This window comes from Streptomyces sp. GQ60, assembly GCF_059758875.1.
On the sequence record NZ_JCAXEG010000019.1, the window covers coordinates 84,528 to 108,929 of the forward strand.

19 protein-coding genes are annotated in these 24,402 nt (G+C 72.7%); 5 read left to right on the forward strand and 14 right to left on the reverse strand.

The genetic code is table 11. The features are described from left to right. Positions 1–105: 105 nt before the first annotated feature. Entirely contained in the window at positions 106–738 is a 633-nt protein-coding gene (locus tag AC6CKD_RS32325; RefSeq protein ID WP_498332363.1) for an NUDIX domain-containing protein, read from the reverse strand. A gap of 85 nt (positions 739–823) precedes the next feature. Continuing rightward, the gene (gene pyrG / locus AC6CKD_RS32330) at positions 824–2,461 is read right to left on the reverse strand and encodes a CTP synthase (RefSeq protein WP_498332364.1); all 1,638 of its coding nucleotides are present in this window, start codon (positions 2,459–2,461) and stop codon (positions 824–826) included. 516 nt (positions 2,462–2,977) lie between these two features. Here pyrG and AC6CKD_RS32335 point away from each other — a divergent pair. Next, a complete protein-coding gene (locus tag AC6CKD_RS32335) occupies positions 2,978–4,783 on the forward strand; it encodes a glycoside hydrolase family 15 protein (RefSeq protein WP_498332365.1) in 1,806 nt (601 codons plus the stop codon). Between the two features lie 50 nt (positions 4,784–4,833). After that, positions 4,834–6,216 carry an FAD-binding protein gene (locus tag AC6CKD_RS32340; RefSeq protein ID WP_498332366.1) on the forward strand — a complete coding sequence of 461 codons (1,383 nt, stop codon included), beginning with the start codon at positions 4,834–4,836 and terminating at the stop codon, positions 6,214–6,216. A 3-nt stretch (positions 6,217–6,219) separates the two neighbouring features. On the opposite strand, the gene AC6CKD_RS32345 is transcribed toward AC6CKD_RS32340, so the two are convergent. Further along, positions 6,220–7,857: a flavin monoamine oxidase family protein gene (locus tag AC6CKD_RS32345; protein ID WP_498332367.1), complete on the reverse strand. Its 1,638-nt coding sequence runs from the start codon at positions 7,855–7,857 to the stop codon at positions 6,220–6,222. 15 nt (positions 7,858–7,872) lie between these two features. Further along, a complete protein-coding gene (locus AC6CKD_RS32350) occupies positions 7,873–9,405 on the reverse strand; it encodes an APC family permease (RefSeq protein WP_498332368.1) in 1,533 nt (510 codons plus the stop codon). A gap of 181 nt (positions 9,406–9,586) precedes the next feature. Here AC6CKD_RS32350 and AC6CKD_RS32355 point away from each other — a divergent pair, with 181 nt between their 5' ends. After that, positions 9,587–11,209, forward strand: a complete 1,623-nt coding sequence (locus AC6CKD_RS32355; protein ID WP_498332369.1) for a PucR family transcriptional regulator — start codon at positions 9,587–9,589, stop codon at positions 11,207–11,209. A gap of 532 nt (positions 11,210–11,741) precedes the next feature. On the opposite strand, the gene AC6CKD_RS32360 is transcribed toward AC6CKD_RS32355, so the two are convergent. The 5 genes from AC6CKD_RS32360 to AC6CKD_RS32380 all read right to left on the reverse strand — a co-directional run bounded on the left by AC6CKD_RS32360 (position 11,742) and on the right by AC6CKD_RS32380 (position 16,979). Further along, entirely contained in the window at positions 11,742–12,833 is a 1,092-nt protein-coding gene (locus AC6CKD_RS32360) for a glycosyltransferase family 4 protein (RefSeq protein ID WP_498332370.1), read from the reverse strand. Positions 12,834–13,046: 213 nt separating this feature from the next. Then, positions 13,047–14,774 (reverse strand): DNA repair protein RecN, encoded by a 1,728-nt coding sequence (gene recN / locus AC6CKD_RS32365; RefSeq protein WP_498332388.1) that lies wholly within the window; start codon positions 14,772–14,774, stop codon positions 13,047–13,049. A 165-nt stretch (positions 14,775–14,939) separates the two neighbouring features. After that, positions 14,940–15,899, reverse strand: a complete 960-nt coding sequence (locus AC6CKD_RS32370) for an NAD kinase (RefSeq protein WP_498332371.1) — start codon at positions 15,897–15,899, stop codon at positions 14,940–14,942. Beyond that, the gene (locus AC6CKD_RS32375; protein ID WP_498332372.1) at positions 15,896–16,711 is read right to left on the reverse strand and encodes a TlyA family RNA methyltransferase; all 816 of its coding nucleotides are present in this window, start codon (positions 16,709–16,711) and stop codon (positions 15,896–15,898) included. The genes AC6CKD_RS32370 and AC6CKD_RS32375 overlap by 4 nt, the downstream gene beginning before the upstream one ends. Before the next feature lie 7 nt (positions 16,712–16,718). Beyond that, positions 16,719–16,979, reverse strand: a complete 261-nt coding sequence (locus AC6CKD_RS32380) for a hypothetical protein (RefSeq protein WP_498332373.1) — start codon at positions 16,977–16,979, stop codon at positions 16,719–16,721. A gap of 66 nt (positions 16,980–17,045) precedes the next feature. Here AC6CKD_RS32380 and AC6CKD_RS32385 point away from each other — a divergent pair, with 66 nt between their 5' ends. After that, positions 17,046–17,393, forward strand: coding sequence for a sterol-binding protein (locus AC6CKD_RS32385; RefSeq protein WP_498332374.1), 348 nt, complete (start codon positions 17,046–17,048; stop codon positions 17,391–17,393). Between the two features lie 118 nt (positions 17,394–17,511). Here the strand turns inward: AC6CKD_RS32385 and AC6CKD_RS32390 are convergent, their stop codons facing one another. The 4 genes from AC6CKD_RS32390 to AC6CKD_RS32405 all read right to left on the reverse strand — a co-directional run bounded on the left by AC6CKD_RS32390 (position 17,512) and on the right by AC6CKD_RS32405 (position 21,706). Further along, positions 17,512–18,351, reverse strand: a complete 840-nt coding sequence (locus AC6CKD_RS32390) for an ABC transporter ATP-binding protein (protein ID WP_498332375.1) — start codon at positions 18,349–18,351, stop codon at positions 17,512–17,514. Continuing rightward, complete coding sequence (locus AC6CKD_RS32395) at positions 18,348–19,424, reverse strand: FecCD family ABC transporter permease (RefSeq protein ID WP_498332376.1); 1,077 nt, start codon at positions 19,422–19,424, stop codon at positions 18,348–18,350. The genes AC6CKD_RS32390 and AC6CKD_RS32395 overlap by 4 nt, the downstream gene beginning before the upstream one ends. Then, positions 19,421–20,467, reverse strand: a complete 1,047-nt coding sequence (locus AC6CKD_RS32400; protein WP_498332377.1) for a FecCD family ABC transporter permease — start codon at positions 20,465–20,467, stop codon at positions 19,421–19,423. Before AC6CKD_RS32400 ends, AC6CKD_RS32395 begins: the two co-directional genes overlap by 4 nt. A gap of 183 nt (positions 20,468–20,650) precedes the next feature. Then, positions 20,651–21,706 (reverse strand): HAD-IIA family hydrolase, encoded by a 1,056-nt coding sequence (locus AC6CKD_RS32405; RefSeq protein WP_498332378.1) that lies wholly within the window; start codon positions 21,704–21,706, stop codon positions 20,651–20,653. A gap of 113 nt (positions 21,707–21,819) precedes the next feature. On the opposite strand from AC6CKD_RS32405, the gene AC6CKD_RS32410 reads away from it, so the two are divergent. Continuing rightward, positions 21,820–23,091, forward strand: coding sequence for a DUF1015 family protein (locus AC6CKD_RS32410; protein ID WP_498332379.1), 1,272 nt, complete (start codon positions 21,820–21,822; stop codon positions 23,089–23,091). 65 nt (positions 23,092–23,156) lie between these two features. On the opposite strand, the gene AC6CKD_RS32415 is transcribed toward AC6CKD_RS32410, so the two are convergent. Next, positions 23,157–24,044: a tetratricopeptide repeat protein gene (locus AC6CKD_RS32415; protein WP_498332389.1), complete on the reverse strand. Its 888-nt coding sequence runs from the start codon at positions 24,042–24,044 to the stop codon at positions 23,157–23,159. Between the last annotated feature and the right edge of the window lie 358 nt (positions 24,045–24,402).

The window sequence follows — 24,402 nt, forward strand, 5'->3', positions numbered from 1 at the left end:
CCCCGCCCCCGGCACCGGCCCCACCCGCAGCCAAGCCCCCACCAGGCCAACCCCAGCCCCGCCGGCGTTTGAGGCGCAGGGCCCCGAGGACCGTTCCCCGCAGGGCTACGCCTCGTACGGCCGAGCCGGCCAGGGCGCGTCCGCCGGCCGAAGGGAAGCCAGAGACGGGTCGGTGGCGAGGGCCGCCGCCAGGGCCAGGGCTCCCGTCACGAGCCCCGGGTTGCCCAGCTCGCCCGCCAGGACGCCCCGTACCAGCTCGGGCAGCGCCACCCAGGCCAGCTCCATGTCCGCCTCCTCCGAGCCGGACTCCGCGTAGCGTTCGCCGTCCGCCTCGCGGACGCCCCGCGCGAGGAAGATCCGGGTGGCCTCGTCCGAGCCGCCGGGGGACGCGTAGAAGTCGGCCAGCACCCGCCAGTCCTCGGCCTTGACGTGCGCCTCCTCCTGCAGCTCGCGCTGCGCCCCGTGCAGCGGGTTCTCCCCCACGACGTCGAGCAGGCCGGCCGGGAGCTCCCACAGCCGCCGCCGCACCGGGTGGCGGTACTGGCTCAGCACCAGCACCCGCCCCGCGTCGTCCAGGGCGAGCACGCACACCGACCCGGGGTGCACCTGGTAGTCGCGGCGGGCCAGGGACCCGTCCGGCATCCGCACCTCGTCGGAGGCCACCGCCGTCTTCGCGCCCTGGAACGGCCGCTGGGTCGACAGCGTCTCCCAGGATTCCGACGTGTCCTTGATCTCCATGCCCGAAGCCCTCCACAACGCGCGACAGCCGGGGTACGGATCTCCGTACCCCGGCTGCCTACGTTATGCGGTCGTGCCCCGTCGACTACTTCGCGGCCTGCTGCCGCTCCACGGCCGCCTTGACCAGACCCGCGAACAGCGGGTGCGGGCGCGTCGGGCGCGAGCGCAGCTCCGGGTGGGCCTGGGTGGCCACCAGGTAGGGGTGGACCTCGCGCGGGTACTCGACGTACTCGACGAGCTTGTTGTCCGGGGAGGTGCCGGAGAAGACCAGACCGGCCTTCTTCTCCAGCTCACCGCGGTAGGCGTTGTTGACCTCGTAGCGGTGGCGGTGGCGCTCGTCCACGTACGCCTGGTCTCCGTAGACCTCGCGCACGATGGAGCCCTCGGCGAGCTTCGCCGGGTACATGCCCAGGCGCATGGTGCCGCCCAGGTCGCCCGCGCCCTCGACGAAGGCGAGCTGCTCCTCCATCGTGGAGATCACCGGGTTCGGGGTGGAGGCGTCGAACTCGGTGGAGTTCGCGTCCTCGATGCCCGCCAGGTTGCGCGCGGCCTCGATGACCACGCACTGCAGGCCCAGGCACAGGCCGAGCAGCGGGACCTTGTTCTCGCGGGCGTAGGTGATCGCGCCGACCTTGCCGTTGACACCGCGGTCGCCGAAGCCGCCGGGCACGCAGATCGCGTCCACGTCGCCGAGCACCGCCGCGGCACCGGCCGGGGTCTTGCAGTCGTCGGAGGTGACCCACTTGATCTCGACGCGGGCCTTGTTGGCGAAGCCGCCGGCGCGCAGCGCCTCGGTCACCGACAGGTAGGCGTCCGGCAGGTCGATGTACTTGCCGACGAGCGCGACCTTGACCTCGTGGTCGGGGTTGTGGACCCGGTCCAGCAGGTCCTCCCAGACGGTCCAGTTGACGTCGCGGAACGGCAGGTCGAGCTTGCGCACGACGTACGCGTCCAGGCCCTCGGTGTGCAGCACCTTGGGGATGTCGTAGATCGACTTGGCGTCGATCGCGGCGACCACGGCCTCCTCGTCGACGTCGCACATCAGCGAGATCTTGCGCTTGATGGAGGTCGGGACCTCACGGTCGGCGCGCAGCACGATCGCGTCGGGCTGGATGCCGATGTTGCGCAGCGCCGCCACCGAGTGCTGGGTCGGCTTGGTCTTGAGCTCGCCGGAGGGGCCGATGTAGGGCAGCAGCGAGATGTGCACGACGAAGACGTTGTCGCGGCCGACCTCGTGGCGGACCTGGCGGACGGTCTCCAGGAACGGCAGCGACTCGATGTCGCCGACGGTGCCGCCGACCTCGGTGATGACGACGTCGACGTCGTCGGTCGCCATGCGCCGGATGCGGTGCTTGATCTCGTTGGTGATGTGCGGGATGACCTGCACGGTGTCACCGAGGTACTCGCCGCGCCGCTCCTTGGCGATGACCTGCGAGTAGACCTGGCCGGTGGTGACGTTGGCCGAGCCGTCGAGGTCGACGTCGAGGAAGCGCTCGTAGTGACCGATGTCCAGGTCGGTCTCGGCGCCGTCGTTGGTGACGAACACCTCGCCGTGCTGGAACGGGTTCATCGTGCCGGGGTCGACGTTCAGGTACGGGTCGAGCTTCTGCATCGTGACCCGAAGACCGCGCGCCTTCAGCAGCGCACCCAGGCTGGAGGCCGTCAGGCCCTTGCCGAGGGAGGACGCGACACCCCCGGTGACGAAGATGTGCTTGGTCGTCATGGCTGTGCTGTTTCGAAAAGCAGCGGGCGGCGTCGCCAAGAGGGGGCTCCCGTGGTCGCGAAGTGAGGTGCGTCCGGCGCCGGCCACCATCGAACCGAAGGGGTCTCAGGGGGCGCCGAAGCTGCGGTTTCGGGGCTCCTGATTCGCACAGGCAGACCACCGGTCCACGGGATACCAGCCTATCAGCGCCCGGGCCGGTCCGCCTCCGGCCACGCGGCGGAGGCATCCGCCGGGCATCCGCCGGGGCGTCCACGGGGCCCGTCGCGGCCGTATCGCCGCCGCTCACCCGTTCGGCCGAACCTCATTGTCCCCAAGCTGACGGGGATCACTAGGGTGCCGTCTTGTCCTGCTCGGATCTCGATCACATCCCCGCCGAGCGGCCCCGCGAACGGCGTAACCCGTCCGGTTCCGGAATCATGGGCTGGACGCGGACATCCACATCACCGGAGAATCCGCGGCATCGCGCAATGCAAGCGCCCTTCGGGGCGGACGTGGCTGTTCGACTGGAGATGCAACGTGCCCGGGCGCATCGAGGATTACGCACTGATCGGCGACATGCAGACAGCGGCATTGGTCTGCCGGGACGGGGCGGTGGACTGGCTGTGCCTGCCACGCTTCGATTCCCATGCCGTCTTCGCGAGCATTCTCGGCACCGAGGAACACGGGTTCTGGCGGATCGGCCCGGCGTTCCCGGCCGGTACCGAGGCCCCGCGTGCCACCCGGCGCCGCTACCGCGGTGACTCGCTGGTCCTGGAGTCGGAGTGGGACACCCCGCGCGGCACGGTCCGCGTGATCGACTTCATGCCGCCCCGCGAGGACCACGCACCGCAGCTCATCCGCATCGTGGAGGGCATCAGCGGGCGGGTCCCGATGCGCTCCGCGCTGCGCATGCGCTTCAGCTACGGCCGGGTGGTGCCCTGGGTGCACCGGGTCGACGACCGCACGGTGGCCGTCGCCGGCCCGGACTCGGTCTGGCTGGACACCGAGGCGCAGACGTACGGCAAGGACCTGACCACGTACTCCGACTTCACCGTCGGGCCGGGCGACCGGATGGCCTTCTGCATCAGCTGGCAGCCCTCGCACAAGGAGCCGCCGCAGCCGCCCGAGGCCGAGGAGGCCCTCGCGGCGACCACCGAGTTCTGGCGCGACTGGGTCGAGCAGTGCACGTACCACGGCCCCTACCGGGAAGCGGTGGTCCGCTCCCTGATCACCCTCAAGGCGCTCACGTACGCCCCCACGGGCGGGATCGTCGCCGCGCCCACCACCTCCCTGCCCGAGGAGATCGGCGGGGTCCGCAACTGGGACTACCGGTACACCTGGCTGCGCGACGCCGCCATCACCCTGTCCTCGCTGCTGCGCACCGGCTACCGCGAGGAGGCCCGCGCCTGGCGCGAGTGGCTGCTGCGGGCGGTGGCCGGCGACCCGGAGAACCTGCAGATCATGTACGGGATCGCGGGCGAGCGGGAGCTCGGCGAGACCGAGCTGGACTGGCTGCCGGGTTACGAGAACTCCCGGCCGGTCCGGGTCGGCAACGGCGCCGCCGGCCAGCTCCAGCTCGACGTGTACGGGGAGGTCACCGAGGCCCTGCACCTGGGCCACATGACCGGCCTGGCGCGCAACGACTACGCCTCGCTGCTCCAGCTCAAGCTGATCCGCTACCTGGAGACCCACTGGGACCAGCCCGACGAGGGCATCTGGGAGGTGCGCGGCCCGCGGCGGCACTTCGTGCACTCGAAGGTGATGGCGTGGGTGGCCGTTGACCGCACGATCAAGCTGATCGAGAGCGGGGACGCGGACGGACCGCTGGACCGGTGGCGGGAGCTGCGCGACGAGATCCACCAGGACGTCTGCGAGAAGGGCTACGACAAGGAACGGAACACCTTCACGCAGTCCTACGGGTCCAAGGAGCTGGACGCGTCCCTCCTGCTGATCCCGCAGATGGGCTTCCTGCCGCCGGACGACAAGCGGGTGATCGGCACGATCGAGGCGATCCAGCGCGAGCTGTCGACCACCGACGGTTTCATCCTGCGCTACCCGACGGCGGGTGAGGAGGCGGGCGTCGACGGGCTGGAGGGCGACGAGGGGGCCTTCCTGGCCTGCTCGTTCTGGATGGCGGACGACCTGGCGATGATCGGCCGGGTCGACGAGGCCCGCCGCCTCTTCGAGAAGCTGCTGTCGCTCCGCAACGACCTGGGGCTGCTGGCGGAGGAGTGGGACCCGAAGCTCCAGCGCCAGGTGGGCAACTTCCCCCAGGCCTTCAGCCACGTCCCCCTGATCGACACGGCGCTGCGGCTCACCGCGAGCGGGGCGTACGGGGGCTGACTACCCTGGAGGGGTCGCATGCCTTCCGCCTCTCCCGGAAGGGGGTAGCCATGGCTCCCCTCTCGAAGGCGGGCACGGCGCTTGCCGAGCTCCGCGAGGATCTGTCCGGCGCCGTCCTCGTTCCGGACGATCCGGGGTACGACGGGGCCCGCACCGTCTACAACGGGATGATCGACCGCCGGCCGGCCGTCATCGCGCAGTGCGAGAGCCCGGTGGACGTGGTCACGGCCGTGCGGTTCGCACGCCGGCTCGACCTGCCGGTAGCGGTGCGCGGCGGCGGCCACAGCGTGGCCGGGATGTCCCTCAACGACGGCGGTGTGGTCGTGGACCTGCGCCGGATGCAGGCGGTGACGGTCCATCCCGGGGCCTCGGCCGTCCGCGTCGAGGGCGGCGCCACGATGAGCCACCTGGACCGGGCCTGTGAGCGGTACGGGCTGGCGACCACCGGCGGCCGCGTTTCCACCACCGGGGTCGGCGGCTTCGTCCTGGGCGGCGGCACCGGGTGGCTGGACCGCGTGTTCGGCCTGGCGGTGGACAACCTGCTCGCCGTGGACCTGGTCACGGCCGACGGGGAGATGGTGACGGCGACCGCGGAGGACCACCCGGAGCTGTTCTGGGGGCTGCACGGCGGCGGCGGGAACTTCGGCATCGCGACCTCGCTGACCCTGCGGCTGCACGAACTGCCGGTCATGTCCCTCGCGTTCCTGCTGTACCTGCCGGAGCACGGGCCCGAGATGGTCCGTACGTACCGGGACGTCATGGAGGGCGGGCCGCGCGAGGCCGGCGGCGGCGCCATCTACATGACGGGCCCGCCCGAGGAGTTCGTCCCGCCGCACCTGGTCGGCCGGCTGCTGGCGGGCGCGCTGATCACGTACGCGGGTCCCGTGGAGGAGCTGCGCCGGCTGGCCGCGCCGCTGCTGGCGATCCCGCACGAGGCGGAGCTGGTGACGGTCCTGCCCTACCCCGACCTCCAGTGCATGCTCGACGATCCGCCGGGCATGCGGAACTACTGGTCGGCGGAGTACCTGACCGGGGTGCCCGACGCGTTCGTGGACGTGTTCTGCGCCCGCGCCGACTCCATGCCGGTGCCGAGCGGCACGCAGCACGTGGTGTGGCCCCAGGGCGGCGCGATCGCCGAGGGGCCGGCCGACTACCCGGTGTCGTTCCGCGACGCGCCCTGGGCGGTCCACCCGTTCGGTGCCTGGGAGGATCCGGCCGACGACGAACGCGGCCGCCAGTGGGTCAGGGACGTCCGCGCCGACGTCCAGCCGTGGAGCACGGGCGCGGTCTACCTCAACTTCACCGGGGACGAGGGCGGAGACCGGGTCGCGGCCGGCCTCGGACCCGAGAACATGCGGCGGCTGGGCCGGTTGAAGCGGGAGTACGACCCGGACAACGTCTTCCGCTTCAACCACAACATCAAGCCCGCCTGAGACCTACGTGAGGGCGGTGACGACCTCCTTCGCCGCCCGCTCCCCCTCGGTCGCCCCGCCTTCCATGAACCCCTGGAAGTCGTAGCTGCAGTGCTCTCCGCCGATGTGGATCCGGCCCTGCGCGGTGCCCTCGTACTTGGCGTACCTGTGCAGGTAACCGGTCGGCCAGTACGAGTACGCCCCGAGCGCGTACGGATTGCGGTGCCAGGCCGACACCTGCGCCTTCCCGTTCCAGGCCGCCTTGGTGCCGGGGAAGAAGGCGTCGATCCCGGTGAGCATCCGGCCCGCGAGGGCGCGCACGTAGGGGTCCGAGTCGGTGGCGAAAGGGGTCGCCGGGGTGATCGCGCCGGCCAGGCTGCCGCCGCCGTACTGGAGCAGGATGCCGCCGTTGCCCGGCTGGACCTTGGTGGTGTCCCAGGTCTGCTGGACCTCGCTGTCGGTGAAACAGTCCCCGGCGGAAACCCCCGGCCAGGGGCCGGTGCCGCGCCAGGGGCGGCTGGTGAACTGCATGTTGAGCTTGGTGCAGTAGCCCATGCGGGCGTCGCGCAGCAGGTTCGTCATCAGCGGGTCGAAGCCGGCGCCGGTGATGTCGATCCGCTGGAGGACCGGCAGCGGCAGGCACAGGATGGTGTGGTCGGCGACGACCGTCCGGGTGGTGCCCGCGTCGTTGAAGGTCAGCGTCTGGGTACCGTCGGCGGAGACGCGTACGGCGACCAGCTCGCGGCCCATGACGATCGAGCCGGCGGGCAGGGCCTGGGCGATGGCGTTCGGCAGCTGGTCGTTGCCGCCGGTGATGTGGTAGCGCTCGTTGGACAGGCCCCAGACGTTGAAGTTGCCCGGGTTGGGCTGGTAGCCCATCAGCAGGACCAGCGCGAGGGCGGACTGCTGGTCGGTCTCGGCCCCGTACTCGACGTTGTACGCCACGTCGATGAAGCGGCCGAGCTGTGAGCCGTGCCCGCCGGGGATCCGGGTCTCGATCCACTGGTGGATCGTCATGTTGTCGAGGGCGGTGCCCGCGGGGGTCGAGGAGTTCCAGGAGACCTCGCCGGCCTCCTGGAGGTCGCGGCGCAGTGCCTGGTAGACGGCGTTGAAGTCCTCGTCGGCGTGTTCGCGCGGGTAGTACGTGCCGTTGAACCAGAGGATCTCCTCCGCCCCGTTGGGACCGCCGCCGAGGAAGTCCTCGGTGGGGAGGTTGAAGCGGCGGCACAGTTCGAGGATCTTCTTGTGGCTGGTGTCGATCAGCTCGCCGCCGATCTCGGAGGTCTGCCCGTAGGCCCACAGGGAGCGCTGGGTCCACATCCGGCCGCCGACGCGGCTCGGGTTGGCCTCGTAGACGGTGCAGGCGACGCCCGCGTCCTTGAGGGTGAGGGCCGCGGTCAGTCCCGCTATGCCCGCGCCGACGACGGCGACGCGGGCGGGGGTGACGGGCTGCTTGTCGGGGGCGGATTCCGCGGCGCGGGCGAGCGCCGGGGCTGCCGCCGCCGAGGCGACGGCGGTGCCGAGGCCGAGCGCGGCGGCGCGTCCCAGGAGCTGGCGGCGGGTGGAGCCGCGGACCTCGGCGACGGGCAGCCCCAGCTGCCGGGCTGCGGCGTGTTCGGCGGCGAGCTGGCGGAGTGCGTGCATCAGTGACGTACGGGCCATGGCGGTGGCTCCTTCTCAGACGTTCGCGGCGGAGGGGGCGGACTGGTCGGCGGGCTCGTCGGTGCGCTCGGCGGCGTCCTCCAGGACGACGCGGCCGATGATCTCGTAGCGCTCGGGGGCCTTGTACTTCAGCCACAGGCCGAGTCCCAGCCCGCCGAAGAAGACGACTCCGACGATCCACGGGATCAGCGTGAAGAAGAACGAGTCGGCGGCCAGCCCGGCCGCCGTCTTCATGTTGACCAGCAGCAGGACGACCACGGCGGCCATGGCGATGCCGCCGATCAGCGGGGCCGTGAAGGTGCGGAACCAGTGCCGGTCCTCGGGGTGGTTCTTGCGGAAGTAGCCGATCACCGCGAAGGAGCACAGGGTCTGGACGATGAGGATCGCCATGGTGCCGAGGATCGCGAGCAGCGTGTACAGGTGGATGTACGGGTCCTGCCCGGTCAGCCAGAACAGCGCGACCAGGCCGGTGGCGATGGCCGTCTGCACCATGGAGGCGACGTACGGGGAACCGTGCTTGGCGTGCGTGCGGCCCAGGCCCGGGTGCAGGAATCCCTCGCGGCCGATGGCGTAGAGGTAGCGGGCGGCGCACTGGTGGAAGGCCATGCCGCAGGCGAAGGAGCCGGTGAGCAGCAGCCACTGGAAGGCGTCTACGGCCCAGGCGCCGATGAAGGTCTGGGTGGGGACGAAGAACAGGTCGAGCGGGCTCGCGGAGGCGGAGAGCTCCACCGACTTGGCGAGGCCGTTGCCGGCGATCGTCATCCAGGAGACGTAGATGTAGAAGAGGCCGACGCCGACGACGGAGATCAGGGTCGCCTTGGGGATGACCTTCTTCGGGTTCTTGGACTCCTCCCCGTACATGGCCGTGGACTCGAAGCCGACCCAGGACCAGAAGGCGAAGAAGAGCCCGAGCCCGGCGGAGAGGCCGGTGAAGGCGTTCTTCGGGTTGAGGGGTTCGACCGGGATCCCGTCCGGGCCGCCGCCCGCGATCAGTACGGCGGTGGCGACGGCGAAGAGCACGGCGATCTCGGCGATGAGCATCACGCCCAGCGCCTTGGCCGTGAGGTTGATGTCGAAGTGCGCGAGGGCCGCGGTGATCGCGAGCATGGCGACCGCGTAGACGATCCAGGGCAGGTCTATGCCGAGCTGGTCGTGGACGGTGGTCTTGGTGAAGTAGGAGAAGACACCGACGATCGAGGCCTCGAAGACGATGTAGGCGAGGACCGCGAGCATGCCGGAGGCCATGCCGGCGATCCGGCCGAGGCCGTGCGAGATGTACCCGTAGAAGGCGCCGGCCGCGGTGATCCGCTTGGCCATGGCGACGTAGCCGACGGCGAAGACGGTCAGGACGGCGGTCGCGAAAAGGTATCCGGCGGGGGCGCCGATGCCGTTTCCGAAGCCGACGGCAATGGGAAGGTTGCCCGTCATCGCGGTGATCGGAGCGGCAGTGGCGACGGCCATGAAGACGACACCGACCAGGCCCACCGAATTGGCTTTCAGCCTCTGGACCTGGGGTGCGCCGCCGCCGGTGCTGCTATCCGTGCTCATGGCTCCTCGTTCCTGTCGTGAGGGCGCTCACTCTCTCCCCGCGTGACGTACGCCACAATCGGCATGCAGTCCGATAATCGCCCTATCGGGGCGACGAGTTGTCGGGCCGGACGGGGGTAGACGGAACCCCGTAACCGCTCGGTGATGTGCACGGAACAAGAGCCCCGGTAGCGTCCGCCATATGGACAATCAGGGCGGGATCACGGTTCAGCGGGCACTTGAGCTGCCGGGGCTGCGCGGCGGGCTCCCGGAGGTGGTGGCCTGCGCCGACCGGCTCGGCCGGACGGTGCGCTGGGTGCACGCCGGCGAGGTCCCCAACATCGCCTCCCTGCTCAAGGGCGGCGAGCTGCTGCTGACCACCGGCCTCGGCCTCGGCACCCGCCCGGCCGAGCAGCGCGCCTTCGTACGCCGCCTCGCGGACCGGGGCATCGCCGCACTCGTCGTCGAACTGGGCCCCCGCTTCACCCGGCTCCCGGCGACCCTCGTGGACACGGCGCGGGCGGTCGGGCTCCCCCTCGTCCAGCTCCACCGGGAAGTCCCCTTCGTGACCGTCACGGAGGAGGTCCACACCGAGATCGTCAACGGGCACTACGCGCTGCTCCAGCGGGCGGAGGAAGTCCACCGGCGCTGTACCGAAGCCCTCCTCGACGGCGGCGGGATCCCCCAAGTGCTGCACATCCTGGCGGACTTCACGGCGAACCCGGTCTTCCTGGAAACCCCCGACGGCCAGTTGCTGTACGCGGCGGGCCCGGTCGCCGGGGAGGCCGCCGCGGACCCGCTCCAGGTCTGGGAGGGCCTACGGGGCCAGCGCCCGGCCGAGCCCTCCGCGAACGCCGTGGTGGTCGACGTCCCGGGCGGCGGCCGCGGCACGGGCTCGGTGCGCGCCCGGCTGGTCCTGCTGGGCGTGTCCGCCCCGCTGCTCCCCGTGCACCGGATGGCGGCGGAACGGACGGCCGGCGTACTGGCCGTCGTGCTGATGCAGGCCCGGCAGGAGGACGAGCTGGCGGCGCGCGGCCGCGGCGATTTCCTCACGGACCTGGCGGAGGGACGGATCTCGGCGGAGGACGCCCCCGCCCAGGCCCGCGTCCTGGGCTTCAAGCCGGGCCCCGGCCCGCTCCTCCCCATCGTGATGCGGCTGTCCTCGGACCTGGCCCCGTCGGGGAACTGGGCCGTCCTGGCCCGGGCCGTCCTGGAGGAACTCGCCTCCGTCGGCGTCCCGGTGCTCCTCGGGGTCCGCCCGGTCGAAGGCCGGGTCCCCCTCCTCGTCTCCCTGCGGACCGACGCCGAGCGCACGACGGTGGCGGACCGGGTCGCGGCGGCACTGCGGGCCGGCGTGGAACGGGCCGGCCTGGACCGTGCGGGGTCCGCTCCCGCCGTGGTCGTCGGCGTCTGCGGAAGCTGGGCGGCGGCCTCGGCGGGCCTGCGCCACGCGGCCGAAACGGCCACGGCGGCGCACGGGCTCCCCGCCCGCCCCTGGTACGACGCCCGCCGCCTCGACATCGACCTGCTCCTGTGGCGCCTCCGCGAACACCCCGACCTGGCGGCCTTCGTGGACCGGGCGATCGGCGCCCTGCGCATCCACGACACCCAGTCCCGCCCGCCGCTCCTGCCCACCCTGGAGACGTACCTGGCCCACGCGGGCCGCAAGGCGGAGACCGCGCGCGAACTCCACCTGAACCGCCAGACCCTGTACAACCGCCTGGCCCGCATCTCGGAGCTGCTGGGCGCGGACCTGGACGACCCCGAAACGGTCCTCTCCCTCAGCCTGGCCCTCCGCGCCCGCCGCCACACGATCCCTTCTTGACGCACCCCTCGCACGGCGCGGCCCCGGCCGGCCTCCCCGGCTTCGCGCCGCGGCGCCGGACTCCTTTTCGACGCGCCGCTCGCGCCGCTCAGCGCTGGCGCGCTTCCCGGGCTTCGCGCCCGCTGCGCCGGACTCCGTCCGGCGGTGCCCGGGCGGGGCTGCCACCGCCGTCCCGGCGTTTGGCCCGGTGGGCGGGTACGGGTGGGTCGGCCCTGCGGGGCGAAGTCCCCTACCCGCCCTTCCACCGTTCCCCGGGCTCCGCCCGGACCCCCTGGGGCTCCGCCCCAGCCCCCGGTCCTCAAACGCCGGACGGCTGAAAAGAACACCCCCGGCCGGGGTCGGGAGGGCCCGGGACGGGGACGGGGGCGGGGTGGGGTGTCGGCCGGGACGTAAAGCGTGATTTGTGGCGCACAAGAAGCCCGAGGTATCGAAGCGGAACAGAGGGCGCCTAAATCATGCAGTCCAGGCCGACACCCCACCCCGCCCCCGGCACCGGCCCACCCCCGCGACACGGGCTCCCCCCGGCCAGGGGCTACCGCCGGCGCGAGGTCAGCTCGTCGTACACCGACAGGACCTGCGCCACCGTGTCGTCCTCCGACGGCCACGTCAAAGCCTGGGCCCGCCCCGCCAGAGCCAGCGCCCCCCGCCGCGCGGGATCGGCCAGCAGCCCGGCCACGGCGGCGGACAGCGCCCCCGCGTCCCCGTACGGCACCAGCACACCCGCCGACCCCACCAGCTCCGGCACCCCGCCCACCGCCGTCGCCACCAGCGGCACGCCCAACCGCAGAGCCTCCTGCGCGAGCGGCGACCGCGCCTCCCACCGGCTGGGCAGCACCGCGACATCGGCCGCCGCCAGCAGCCGCGCGGCATCCCGCCGCCGCCCGAGCAGCCGTACCGACAGCCGTTCCGTCTGGATGCGCCGCGCGAGCTCCGCCCGCATCGGGCCCTCTCCCGCGATCACCAGCAGCGGCACCGGATCCAGCGTCCGCCACTCCCGCGCCGCGTCCAGCAGTACGGAGTACCCGCGCCGCGGCACCAGGCTCCCGACCGCGATCAGCAACGGCCTTTCGACCGCGCCGAGTTCCGCCCGAACCTTCCCCGGGTCCACGGCATCCGAAGCGCCGGAAGACCGCGACGACCCTGACGACCCCGCCGGCACCGCCACCGCCGCCAGCCGCGCGTCCCGCGCCCCCCGCAGCCGGGCCAGGTCCACCTGTGCCGAGGAGGCGCCGAGTACGATCGCGGCCGCCCTGGCCACGTGCCGTTCCAGCAGCAGGCTGAGGCGGCCGCCGCCCGGCCCGGCGCCGTGCCAGCTCACGACCAGCGGGACCCGCCGCCCGCGCAGGGCCACCGCCGCGCGCATGCCCGCCCGTACGCCGTGCGCGTGCACCACGTCGGCCTCGACGCAGGCGGACCGCAGCGCGCTCACCGCGTCGGGGGTGAACCGCGCGCCCGCGCCGGTGAAGTCGTACTCCCCCTCCGTCTCGACGGGCCCGCACACGGTGACCCGTACGCCGCGCGCGGCGAGCCCGGTGGCCAGCGACCGCACGTGCGCACCACCGCTCGCACCACCGAGCACTTGCACGGTGCGAAGGACGGGGACGGGGACCGGGGAGCTGCTCACGGGCCGAAGCTCCAGGGGGAGGGAGGAGGGCAGGGACGTCGCTCAGAATGCCAGTCCGCACGCGCGTTCCGGGACCATACGGGTGCGGATCCCGTGTGAGATACCGCCCCGACCCCCCGATCCTCACCCACACGGGCTAGCCGGGCGTCACCCTGGTGACTACCCGGTGCCCGAACCGAGCTCGGCACCGGCCCGACGCCGAACTCTGGGGGCCTACGCCGAACTCCGGGCCGCTTCGAGCAGTTCCTCCGCGTGCGCCCGCGCCGACGCCGAGTCCTCGTGGCCGGCCAGCATCCGCGACAGCTCGCGGATCCGGGCCTCGCCTTCCAGGACGGTGACACCGCTGCGGGTCACGGACCCGTCGCTGGTCTTCTCGACCAGCAGCTGCCGGTCCGCGAAGGCCGCCACTTGCGGCAGGTGCGTGACGACCACCACCTGCGCCGACTTGGCCAGCTTCGCCAGCCGCCGCCCGACCTCCACGGCCGCCTTGCCGCCGACGCCCGCGTCGACCTCGTCGAAGAGGTACGTCGGCACCGGGTCGGAGCCCGCGAAGACGACCTCGACGGCCAGCATCACCCGGGACAGCTCGCCGCCCGAGGCGCCCTTGGCGATCGGCCGCGGCTGGGCGCCGGGGTGCGGGGCCAGCAGCAGTTCGACCTCGTCGACGCCCGAGGGCCCGTACGCGACGAGCCGGCCGCCGACCTCGACCCCTTCGGGGTCCTCGGTCTGCCGGACGTCGATGGTGACCCGCGCGTGCGGCATCGCCAGGGAGGCCAGTTCGTCGGTGACCGCCGACGCGAAGCGGGTCGCCGCCTCGTTCCGTGCGTCGGTCAGCGCCTGGGCCAGTGCGGAGAGTTCCAGCCGCAGCCCGTCGCGCTCGGCGGTCAGCTCCCCGATCCGCTCGTCGTCGCCGTCCAGCTCCAGCAGCCGTACGGAACCCCGTTCGGCCCACTCCAGGACGGAGTCCACGCCGTTCTCGGTGGATCCGTACTTCCGGATCAGCTGGGTCAGCGCCGCCCGCCGCTCTTCCACGGCCGCCAGCCGCAGCGGATCGGCGTCCAAGTCGTCCGCGTACCCGGCGAGTTCCCCGGCCACGTCCCCGAGCAGGATGCCCAGCTCCCCGATCCGCTCGGCGAGCGCGCCGAGCGCCGGGTCGTGGGAGCGTACGGATTCCAGTGCGCGGTGCGCCCCGGCGACGAGGGCGCCCGCGTCGACGCCCTCCGGGTCCTCGACGTTGCCGGCGAGGGCCGCGTGCGCGACCTGCGCGGCGGAGGAGAGGGATTCGGCGTGCCCGAGGCGCTCCGCCTCCGCCGCCAGCTCGGTGTCCTCACCCGGGATCGGCTCCACGGCGGCGATCTCGTCGAGCCCGAAGCGCAGCAGATCGGCCTCCTGGGCGCGTTCCCGGGCCCGGGTGGTGATCTCCTCCAGCTCTCCGGCGACGGCGCGCAGCCTGCGGTGGGCGGCGGCGTACTTCTCCAGCGGGACGGCGACCGCGTCGCCCGCGTACCGGTCGAGGGCCTGGCGCTGCCGGGCGGGCCGGAGCAGGCCCTGCTGGTCGGTCTGGCCGTGGACGGCGACGAGGTCGTCCGCGAGTTCGGCGAGCAGCCCGACGGGCACGGAGCGGCCGCCGACGTGGGCGCGCGAGCGGCCCTCGGCGGAAACGGTCCGGCTGATGAGCAGGGCGCCGTCGTCGAGCTCGGCCCCGGCCTCTTCGGCGCGCAGGGCGGCGGGGGCGTCCGGGCGCAGGACGATGCGCCCTTCGACAACCGCCGCCTTCGCCCCGACCCGCACCAGGGCAGGGTCGGCGCGCCCGCCGAGCAACAGCCCGAGGCTGGTGACGACCATGGTCTTGCCCGCGCCGGTCTCGCCCGTCACCGCGGTGAAACCGGGTGACAGCTCGACCACAGCGTCGTCGATGACTCCGAGCGACCGTATCCGCATCTCCTCAAGCACGGGACGACGATACCGAGGTTTCATGGGTGCCATGTGACGTCACCCGCCCGAACCGGCTCGAACAATCATGCTATTTACGTACGCGCGGTGCACAGAACCCGTACGCATCGGCAGCGGGCCCGCCCCCGCCCGCCTGACGGCACCCACGCGGGCCTAGTGCGGGGCCCCGCGCCATCCCGAGACCGGCAACGCGAACTTCGCGACGAGCCGGTCCGTGAACGACGCGTGGTGCAGCCGGGCGAGCCGCACCGGCACCGCCCCCCGCCGGACCTCCACACGGGCCCCGGCGGGCAGCTCCAGCATCCGCCGCCCGTCGCACCACAGCACGCCGTGCGGGGTCCCGGTCTGCACCTCCACGGCCAGCACCGAGTCCGGCGAGGTCACCAGCGGCTTCGCGAACAGCGCGTGCGCGCTGATCGGGACCATCAGCAGCGCCTCCACCTCGGGCCAGACCACCGGCCCGCCCGCCGAGAAGGCGTACGCCGTCGAGCCCGTCGGCGTCGCGCAGACGATCCCGTCACAGCCGAAGCCGGACACCGGGCGCCCGTCGATCTCCAGGACCACCTCCAGCATCCGCTCCGGGGACACCTTCTGGACGGCCGCCTCGTTCAGCGCCCAGTCCCGGTGCACCACGTCCCCGTTGGTCCGCACGATCACGTCGAGGGTCATCCGCTCCTCGACCTCGTACTCCCGCGTCACGACCCGGTCCACGACCTTGTCCAGGTCGTCCCGCTCAGCCTCCGCGAGGAAGCCCACCCGGCCCAGGTTCACGCCGAGCATCGGCACCCCCGAGCCGCGCGCGAACTCCGCCCCGCGCAGCAGCGTCCCGTCGCCGCCCAGCACGATCAGCAGCTCGCACCCGTCGAGCACCTCCGGGGTGCACTCCGACTCGGCCACCAGCTCGACCTCGGGCGGCAGCGGCAGGTCCACCGCCTCGTGCCGCAGCACCCGTACGCCCAGCCCGCTGCGCAGGAGCCCCTGCACCACCAGCTCGGCGCTGCGGATGGCCGCCGGCCGCCCGGTGTGCGCGAGCAGGAAGACGGTCCGCTGCCCCGACTCCCCGGACTCCCCTGACTCCCCCGACTGTGCCGGGTCCCCCGAAAGATCACTCACTGCGGCCCCTCCGCCACTGCACGGTCAACATCCGCCGGGTCGAGTGCCGGAGCCCCCGCCCGCAGCCACAAAAAGTACTCGACATTGCCCGAGGGGCCCGGCAGCGGGCTCGCCGTCACCCCGACCACGCCCAGGCCCAGCTTCCACGCCTGAGCCGCCACGTCCCGCACGGCCTCGGCGCGCAGCTCCGTACTGCGCACCACGCCCCCGCTGCCGAGGCGGTCCTTGCCGACCTCGAACTGCGGCTTGACCATCAGCACCAGATCCGCGTCGGGCGCGCAGCAGCGTACGAGGGCGGGCAGCACCAGCCCGATGGAGATGAAGGAAAGGTCACCGACGACCAGGTCCACGGGAACCCCGTCGATCAGCTCCACCGTCAGCTCGCGCACGTTGGTGCGGTCCTTCACGGTGACCCGGTCGTCGCTCTGCAGGGACCAGGCGAGCTGCCCGTAGCCGACGTCGACGGCCATCACGTGGTCCACCCCGGCGCGCAGCAGCACGTCGGTGAACCCACCGGTCGAGGCGCCCGCGTCCAGCGCCCGGCGGCCCTCCACGCGCAGCCCCTGGGGCTGGAAGGCCGCGAGTGCCCCCGCCAGCTTGTGGCCGCCCCGGGAGACGTAGTCGGGATCGCTGTCGTCCTTGAGCACGACGAGGGCCGCGCTGGTCTCGACCTGGGTGGCCGCCTTCGTCGCCGTGTTGCCGCCCACGGTCACCCGGCCGGCGGCGATCAGCTGCGCGGCGTGCTCGCGCGAGCGGGCCATGCTGCGGCGTACCAGTTCGGCGTCCAGGCGGCGGCGTGCCACTCCTGCCACGATCGGTTCAGCTCCTGTTTTCGTGCGGACGGGGGCCTTCGGTCGCGTCCAGCGCGGTCAGCGCGGAGCGCAGCCCCCTGTGCACATCCTCGTACACCTCTACGTGTCCGTCCGCCGGTAGGTGGTCCACGTCCGCCAGCCGCTCCAGCGCGGCGTCCGCCCCGGCGTGCCCGGTGGGGGTGCGTACGACGCCCAGCGCGACCGGCCCGGCGGGCGCGTCCGGGACTTCGTCCGGTTTCTGGACCGCGGCCGGCGCTTCTTCGCTCATGCCCCCGACGCTACCGCGTAGGGCGCCCGCGACCTCGCACGGCTCTGCGGTACGGTCGGGATCACGATGGCTACGATCGAGGAGTGCCGAGCAGCACTCGACCAACTCTCCGACAACCTGGCGCGGGCCGAAGGCGACGTGCGCGGTGCGACCGCGCTCGACCGCTCGCTGAGCTGCCACATCACCGACCTGGACCGGACGTTCACGGGCCGCCTCGACGGAGGCCGGATCCGCGTGGACGCGGTGGCCCCCGGCCCACCGCCCGCCAAGGCCGAGATCCGGCTCGCGATGACCGGCGACGACCTGGTCTCCCTGGTCGCCGGCGACCTGAAGTTCCCCAAGGCCTGGGCCTCGGGCCGCATCCGCCTGGAAGCAGGCTTCCGCGACCTCCTCCGCCTCAAGAGCCTGCTCTAGCCAAATTCGGCCCAGCCGAATCCGGTGCAGCCGAATCCAGCCTCAGCCAAAATCAGCCTCGCCGGCGTTTGAGGCGCGGCGTCCGGGGCGGAGCCCCGGGAAGCGGCGCCGCACCCGCCTACCTCGCGCGAGCAGCCACCCGCGCCGCGGGGACCACCAGCGGCGTCCCCGTCTCCGGGTCCGCAATGACTTGGCACCGCAGCCCGAACACCCGCTCCACCAGCTCCGCGGTGACCACCTCGGCCGGCGGCCCCTCCGCCACGACCTTCCCGTCCCGCATCGCGATCAGGTGGGTGGCGTAGCGCGCCGCGTGGTTCAGATCGTGCAGTACGGCGACCAGCGTCCGCCCCTGCTCCTCGTGGAGCTCCGCGCAGAGGTTCAGCACCTCTATCTGGTGCTGGATGTCCAGGTAGGTCGTCGGCTCGTCCAGCAACAGCAGCGGCGTCTGCTGCGCCAGCGCCATCGCGATCCACACCCGCTGGCGCTGCCCGCCTGACAGTTCGTCCACCGCCCGGTCCGCGAGCTCCGCGACCCCCGTGGCGGCCATCGACTCGTTCACGATCCGCTCGTCCTCGCCCGACCACTGCCGCAGCAGACCCTGATGCGGGTAGCGGCCCCGCGAGACCAGGTCCGACACCGTGATCCCGTCCGGGGCGATCGAGGACTGCGGCAGCAGGCCCAGCGCCTTGGCCACCTTCTTCGCCGGCATCGACCCGATGGCCTGCCCGTCCAGCAGCACCCGCCCCGCCGTCGGCTTCAGCATCCGCGAAAGGGCCCGCAGCAGAGTGGACTTGCCGCAGGCGTTCGGCCCGACGATCACGGTGAAGGAGTTGTCCGGGACCTCCACCGACAGGTTCTCGGCGATGACCCGCTGGTCGTAGCCCAGGGTCACGTTCTCCGCGGTCAGCCGCTGCACTTGCCTGCTCCTCTGATTGCTCATACCGCTTTGATTGCTCATATGCGGCCCGCCTTGCGCTCGGTGACGAGCAGCCAGAGCAGGTAGCAGCCGCCGACCAGCCCCGTGACCACTCCCACCGGCAACTGGTCGGCGCCGAAGGCCCGCTGTGAGGCCCAGTCGGACACCAGCAGCAGGAGCGCGCCCATCAGCGCGCCGGTCAGCAGGCTCGCCCCGGGCGAGCGGGTCAGCCGGCGCGCGAGCTGCGGCGCGGCCAGCGCGACGAAGCTGATCGGCCCGGCCGCGGCGCTGGCCGCGGTGGTGAGCAGGATCGCCGCCACCATCAGCAGCAGCCGGGTCCGCTCCACCCGCACCCCGACGGCGTGCGCCGCGTCGTCGCCCATCTCGATCATCCGCAGCGCCCGGCTCCGGCCGAGGACCAGCGGGAACAGCACCCCGCACGTCGCGAGCAGCGGCCAGACCTGCGCCCAGTCCCGGCCGGCCAGCGAGCCGGTCAGCCAGACCATGGCGCGGGTGGCGTCGACGAGCTGCGCCTTCGTCAGCAGGTACTGGATGACGGCGATCAGCATCGCGGAGGCTCCGATGCCGACGAGGACCAGCCGGTAGCCGTGGATGCCCTGCTTGTACGCGAGCAGGTACACGGCGATTCCGGCCACGAGCCCGCCCACCAGGGCCCCGACGGCCACCTCGCCGGCGCCCCCGTGGAACAGCACGATGACCAGCAGCGCGCCGACCGCCGATCCGTAGCCGAAGCCCAGCACGTCCGGCGAGCCGAGCGGATTGCGCGAGACGGACTGGAAGACGGCCCCGGCCATCCCGAGGGCGGCGCCCACCAGGACGGCGACCAGGACCCGCGGCAGCCGCAGGTCGTTGACGATGAACTCGTGCGCGGGCGTGCCGTTGCCCAGCAGGGTCTGCACGACGTCCCACGGGGCGATGTCGAAGTCGCCGGTGCCGATGAGCAGGACGGCCATCGCCAGCGTGAGCACCAGGAGCAGCGCCCCCACGCCCAGCGCGCGCCGCTCCACCCGCAGCGACAACCCGCCGGGCAGGTACAGCGGGCGGGGCCCGCTCCGGCCGCGGCGCGCCTTGACGGGTGCGTCGGTCACTGTCACAGCTTGGCCATCCTCTTGCGCCGGACGAGGTAGATGAAGACCGGTCCGCCGATGAGCGCGGTGACGATGCCGACCTGGAGTTCGGCGGGCCGGGTGACGACCCGGCCGATGACGTCGGCGCCGAGCAGCAGGACGGGCGAGAGCACCGCGGAGTACGCCAGCACCCAGCGCACGTCCGGGCCGGTGAAGAACCGTACGAGGTGCGGAATCATCAGGCCGACGAAGACGATCGGCCCGCAGGCGGCGGTCGCGGCCCCGCACAGCAGGGTGATGGCGGCCATCGCGCCGATCCGGGTCCGCGTCAGGTGCGCGCCGAGCGCCCGCGCGGTGTCGTCGCCCATGGCCATGGCGTTGAGCGGCCGGCCCAGGCTGAGCGCGAGGACGGCGCCGACGACCAGGAAGGGCGCCACCTGCCGGACGGTGTCCATGTTGGCGGAGGCCAGCGAACCCACCGTCCAGAAGCGGAGCTTGTCCAGCGCCTTGCTGTCCATCAGCTGCACGGCGTTGATGTACCCGACGAGGGCCGCGCTGGCCGCCGTACCGGCGAGCGCCAGGCGCACCGGCGTCGCGCTGCGGCTGCCGCCGAGCACGTACACGACCACGGAGACGACGGCTGCGCCGAGGAAGGCCCACCACACGAACTCGCTCAGCGACGAGGCCCCGAAGAAGCTGATGGCCGATACGACGGCGGCCGCGGCCCCCGCGTTGACGCCGAGGATGCCCGGCTCGGCCAGCGGGTTGCGGGTCAGTGCCTGCATCACGGCGCCGGACAGCCCGAGGCCGAGGCCGACGAGCACGCCGAGGAGGGTGCGCGGGACCCGCAGGTCCCGCACGACGACGTCGGAGGCCGTCCCGGAGTAGTGGAACAGGCCGTGCCAGACCTCGTGGAGGGGCATCTGCTTGGCGCCGATGGCGATGCTCGCCACCGCGATCAGCGCGAGCACGCCGAAGGCGGCCAGCAGACCGGCGGCTCGCGCGCCGTGGCGCGAGCGGGGGGCGACGGCCGGCGCCGCGCTCTGTTCGGGGGGACTCTCGACCAACACGAAAGTTAGGCTAACCTACCTTCCGCCCTGCTCGGCTCCCCCGAACGGCCCTCCCGCCGGGCCCTCGGACCCGGCCCCGACCGGCTCTGACCTGCCAGGACCCGACGGCGCCCACCATCAGCCCGGCTCCCGCCGGCTCGTGCGGGCCGTACGGATCACAGCCCCTCAGAGCCCCTTAGACCCTCACAGCCCCAGCTTGGCCAGCGCCTTCCCCGCGTCCAGCCCGCACGAGCCGTCCCCCGCCTGGGTCCAGGCCGCCGCGCACAGCGCCCGCAACCCGTCCATCGCACCGTCGGCACCCACCGGCCCGCCGTCCGCGCCGCGCAGCTCCAGTACGCCGTCCAGCGCCACTGCGGTCCAGCTCCCGCAGCGGAAGCCGCCCCCGTCGGCCGCCACCACTTCCGGCTGCCCGGTCAGCAGCCCGCGCAGGTCCCGGTCCACGTACGTCGGCCGGTACTTCGGCTCGGCCCGCAGCAGTTGCGCCCCGTCCGTCACCCCGGTCAGCACCAGCAGCGAGTCCACGTCTCCGTTGAAGGCGCCCTCGATGTCGGTGTCCAGCCGGTCTCCGACCACCAGCGGCCGCTTCGCGCCGGTCCGCAGCACGGTCTCGCGGTGCATCGGGGGCAGCGGCTTCCCCGCCACCTGGGGTTCGGCGCCCGTGGCGATCCGTACGACCTCCACGGCGGCCCCGTTGCCCGGCGCGATCCCCCGCGCCCCGGGAATCGTCAGGTCGGTGTTGGAGGCGTACCACGGCACCCCGCGGTTGATCGCGTACGAGGCCTCCGCGAACCGCCCCCACGGCAGATCCGGCCCCCCGTACCCCTGGACCACCCCGGCGAGCCCCTCCTCCTCGGCCGAGTCCACCGGCACCAGCCCGCGTTCGCGCAGCGCGACCCGCAGCCCCTCGCCGCCGATCACCAGCACCTTCGACCCGGGCTCCACCTGCTCGGCGATGAGCCGGGCCACCGCCTGCGCGGAGGTGATCACCTCGTCGGCCTCCGTCGGGATCCCCAGCTCGCTCAGGTGCCCGGCGACCGCGTCGGGGGTGCGCAGCGCGTTGTTCGTGACGTACGCCAGGTGCATCCCGTCGGCCCGCGCCGCCGCGAGCGAGTCCACGGCGTGCGCGATGGCCTCCCCGCCCGCGTACACCACGCCGTCGAGGTCCAGCAGAGCCGTGTCGTACGCCCGGTGCAGACTCCGCTCACTGCCGGCGGGAAGGGTCCTGCTCTGCCGCGTCATGGGCCTGCTCCTCCTGGGGCTCCTCCCAGCGGTAGCTGGGCGAGATCGATCTTGTCCGGTTTCCGTACTCCCCCGATCATCCCGCATGGCGAGACGGGTCTTACGATTCTCCAATGACCACATCTGGCACCGCGGACCACGGACTGCGCCTGATCCCGTTCCACGGCCTGCGCTATGTCCCCGAGCGCGTCGGCAGTCTGGCCGCCGTGACCTCGCCGCCGTACGACGTGGTCGTGCGCCCCGACGGACTCAACCACCTGGAGTCCGCCGACCCCCACAACATCGTCCGCCTGATCCTCCCGCAGGCCGACACCCCCGCCGCCCGCAACCAGCAGGCGGCGCACACCCTGCGCGACTGGCTCGCGGAGGGCATCCTCAGCGCCGACCCGGTGCCCGCGCTCTACGTCTACGAGCAGCGCAGGGGCGACCTGCTCCAGCGCGGGGTCATCGGGGCCCTCGCCCTCTCCGCGGCCGACGCCGGAATCGTCCTCCCCCACGAGGACGTCATGCCCCACGTGGTCACCGACCGCGCCGGCCTGATGCGCGCCACCTCGGCCAATCTCGAACCGCTCCTCCTCACCTACCTCGGCGAGGATCCGGCTGCGGGTGCGGCAGCGGTCGTCGAACGCACCGCCCACTCCACCCCCCTGTTCTCCACCACCACGGAGGACGGCTTCCAGCACCGGCTGTGGGCCGTCACGGACGCCGCCGACCTGGCCGCGATCACCGCCGACCTGGGCGACCGCCAGGCCCTCATCGCCGACGGCCACCACCGCTGGGCGACGTACCTGCGCCTCCAGGAGGAGCACGGCTCCCCCACCCCCTGGGACTTCGGCCTGGTCCTCCTCGTCGACACCGCCCGCTACCCGCTCCAGGTCCGCGCGATCCACCGGCTGCTCCGGTGCCTGGCCCCCGCCGACGCCCTGGCCGCCCTCGACGGCCGCTTCCGGGTCCGCAGCATCGACGGCCCGCTGGATTCGGCCATGGCGGCCCTCGCCGAGGCCGCGGAGCTCGGCAACGCCTTCCTGCTCACCGGCGACGGCACCTTCCACCTGGTCACCGACCCGGAGCCGGCGCTGATCGAGCGCACCGTCCGCGGTGACCGCCCCGAGGCCTGGCGCCGGCTGGACGCCACGGTGCTCCACGCGACGCTCCTGGACACGCTCTGGGCCGTTCCCGACGCCCCCGACCAGATCTCGTACATCCACGACACGGAGGCCACCGTCGAGATGGCGGAGCGCCTCGGCGGCACGGCCGTCCTGCTGCACCCCGTGCGCGAGTCGGTCGTACGGGAACTGGCCCGCCAGGGCGTGACCATGCCCCGCAAGTCCACCTCCTTCGGCCCGAAGCCGGCCACCGGCCTGGTCCTGCGCAGCGTGGACTGACGTACTCCCCGGAGCAACAAAAAAGGGCGGTACCCCCATCGGGGGTACCGCCCTTCTCAGCTCACTCAGCCGTCGTCGCGGACTCCGGCGTCACGACGGTCGTCGTCCTCGTCGTCCTCGTCGTCGTCCTCGTCGAGAACGACGATCTCGTCGGTGACGTCGACGTCGACATCGGAGCCGGCGTCGGCGCCGCCCTCGTACTCGTCGTCGTCCTCGTCGTAGTACTCGGCCTGGTCGGAGGCGCGCTCGGCGGCCACGACCTCCGGGTCGTCCTCGTCCTCGTCGTCGTCCTCGAACGCGTCCTCGTCCTCGACGTCGTCCTCGACGTCCTCGTCCGCGGAGGCGTCGACGAACTCGACACCGTCCAGCTCGGCGAGACGGTCGGACGCGTCCGTGGCCCCGTCCTTGTCCGCCTCGAGGGTCTTGGCGAACCACTCGCGCGCCTCGTCCTCACGACCGGCAGCCAGCAGGGCATCGGCGTAGGCGTACCGCAGACGCGCGGTCCACGGCTGCACGGAGCTGGAGGCCAGCTCCGGGCTCTGCAGGGTCACGATGGCCGCGTCGAGCTGGTCCATGTCCCGGCGCGCACCGGCCGCGACCAGACGCATCTCGACCTGTCCGGCCTTGTCCAGCTTCTGCACCTCGGGCTCGCCGGCCATGGCCAGCGCCCGCTCCGGACGGCCGAGGCCGCGCTCGCAGTCGGCGATGACGGGCCACAGCTCGACCGAACCGGTCATCCGCTTGGCGGCGCGGAACTCCGCGATCGCCTCGGCGTACTTCTGGTTGGCGTACGCGGCGAAGCCGGCGGCCTCGCGCACCGCGGCGACACGGGAGGCCAGACGCAGGGCGATGCGCGAGTACGCGTACGCCTGCTCCGGGTCCTCGTCGATCAGCCGGGCCACCATGACCAGGTTCTTGGAGACTTCCTCGGCCAGCCCCTTGGGCAGGCTCAGCAGCTCCTGGCGAACGTCGGAGTCGATCTCGAAGCCGGTGACGTCGTCGTCGATCGGAAGCCGCTTGACCGGGTCCCGGTCCGCGCGGAAGTCACGGTCGCCACCCCGGTCGTCCCGCCCGCGGAAACCACCGCGGTCGCCACCCCGGTCATCGCGGCGGGGGTAGGACGGACGGTCGCCACCGCGGTCGTCACGACCGCCGCGGAACCCACCACGGTCGTCATCACGGCGCGGGTACGACGGACGGTCGCCACCGGAAGGACGGTCATCGCGACGCGGGAACGACGGACGGTCGCCACCACGGTCGTCACGACCGCCGCGGAACCCACCACGGTCGTCATCACGGCGCGGGTACGAC